Source organism: Streptomyces sp. NPDC015139, from assembly GCF_043079785.1.
Taxonomy (GTDB): Bacteria; Actinomycetota; Actinomycetes; order Streptomycetales; family Streptomycetaceae; genus Streptomyces; species Streptomyces albidocamelliae.
The window spans coordinates 1-1,796 of sequence record NZ_JBIBUW010000065.1; the positions used below are offsets into that span (position 1 = coordinate 1).

1 protein-coding gene and 2 pseudogenes are annotated in these 1,796 nt (G+C 35.6%); all 3 read right to left on the bottom strand.

The annotated features are described in order from the left end of the window. A pseudogene (locus ACF08B_RS41620) lies at window positions 1-405 on the bottom strand (hypothetical protein); the annotation flags it as partial. A 523-nt stretch (window positions 406-928) separates the two neighbouring features. After that, window positions 929-1,078, bottom strand: coding sequence for a toxin-antitoxin system HicB family antitoxin (locus tag ACF08B_RS41625; RefSeq protein WP_350502499.1), 150 nt, complete (start codon window positions 1,076-1,078; stop codon window positions 929-931). Window positions 1,079-1,365: 287 nt separating this feature from the next. Continuing rightward, window positions 1,366-1,796: pseudogene (locus tag ACF08B_RS41630) on the bottom strand (hypothetical protein); the annotation flags it as partial.

Sequence of the window (1,796 nt, forward strand, 5' to 3'; positions counted from 1 at the left end):
TAGGTGATAATGTATAGCCCCTCGTTTCTGAAACTCAATTACAGCAGTGTATTTTAGTTTTATTTTTAAAGTGTAATTCAGCCTTTGGATAAACTTTTTGAAGTTATAGTTAGATTGTTTTATGTCCTGCATGTTTTCAGCATATGTAAGTGTGAAAAATTTCGGTTGCTCGTTCCACGCATTTGCATTGGCATTTGCTTGGTTAAACACTTGCTTCCTTGCACGATATAACACATCAGACCTGTTCTTCATCTTTGTTTCAGCATCATTTATCCAATCATGATCAGACTGTTTTTTCCTACCAGCATTTTCACGAACTGCATCTTTACCTGTTGCTACCTCTTTCTCGTAGCTCAATAATTCCCATACACCGCCACTTTTTATTAGTTTGTGACGATACCTCAATTATAAAATACCTCTCTTCCTTGTCTAAATTTTTCTGCTTATTAATCGCTATAATCAAGTTAAGTAAGAAACAGAAATAGCGATTAAATATTAACCTATTTTTCTATCAGATTTAAACGGAAATATAAATCCTAAATCTACTAGAATTGTACCACTAAATTCGCCGCAGCCGGTTATTACTTTTCTATCAACTCCTGAAATTTTATAAAAGAATCCTGGTTGCAAAATGATAGTTTGTTTTAGTGCGTGTAATGTAACCACCATTACTTTTGTGTCTTCGGTTTTGTAATAAGAAATATTAAACATGTGCTCGTCCTCTTTTCTTGTTTTTTTAGTTGCGCTTCACCATCACCACTGCGTAGATCTACTCCATGAATCCTTGACTCGGAACCTTTGCGACCCAGATTACTTGCCACCGTCGCCACCTTCTAGAAATCTTTAATGTGGCAAACCGAACTAGGTTATCAGAGTCGCCTTTCCAAGTAAAGGAACCGCTACGCTTTCACTACGTAGAACTACTCCGTTAAAACTCTTTATCGTCTTTATATTCGCTCAGTATGTATGAAATCAAAGCGTTGACCGACATACCTCTCTTTTCAGCTTCTTTTTTTAACCATTCGTGTAGGTCTTCAGTAAGCCTTAGAGAAAAAACCGCTTTTCCCAATAACTTCACCTCCTTATGGTATCATTATAGTATCAAAGTGGTATCATGTCAATACCATAATGGTTAGTGTTATTTCTCTCGGTCTTTTATAAATAAAATAAATCCGCCTTGCGGTGTCGGGGGCCCCAACTGGAGTCACCCCACCCACACGCAAAAGGGCGGATTTTATATTTTCAAGGAAATTAAATAAGGACCCCATTATAGGAGTCCCATTGTCAAAGTTTGAACACTTTACCCGCTATTAGAAAACGGTAAAGTCATAGTATTTTTATTTTCTATGTGTTAAAATAGCGCTGTTAACTTTTGCGATTTAAGTTAATTTGTATCTTATGAATATTGCCTAGATATTCATTTTCATAGTTTTTGGAATATGTTATATATTCGTCATGAGACTTTAGCAGAGTCTCTTTTTCTTTTTCCGTCAAAATATACTCTTCAGGCTTCTTTAACCCTCTACTCGAAAAATAAGACTTCTCTCCAAGTAATCTTTCGTCAATATTATCCTTTATCATATATTTCGTTATATAAGCCCCTACATTGTCCACGTGGTCTATTTTATTTATTTTAACAAACCCATGACCCCAGATGTCCGATAGAACGTCTACAGGCGTGTAAGGAAGGTTATAGACCAATAGGTGATAATGTATAGCCCCTCGTTTCTGAAACTCAATTACAGCAGTGTATTTTAGTTTTATTTTTAAAGTGTAATTCAGCCTTTGGATAAACT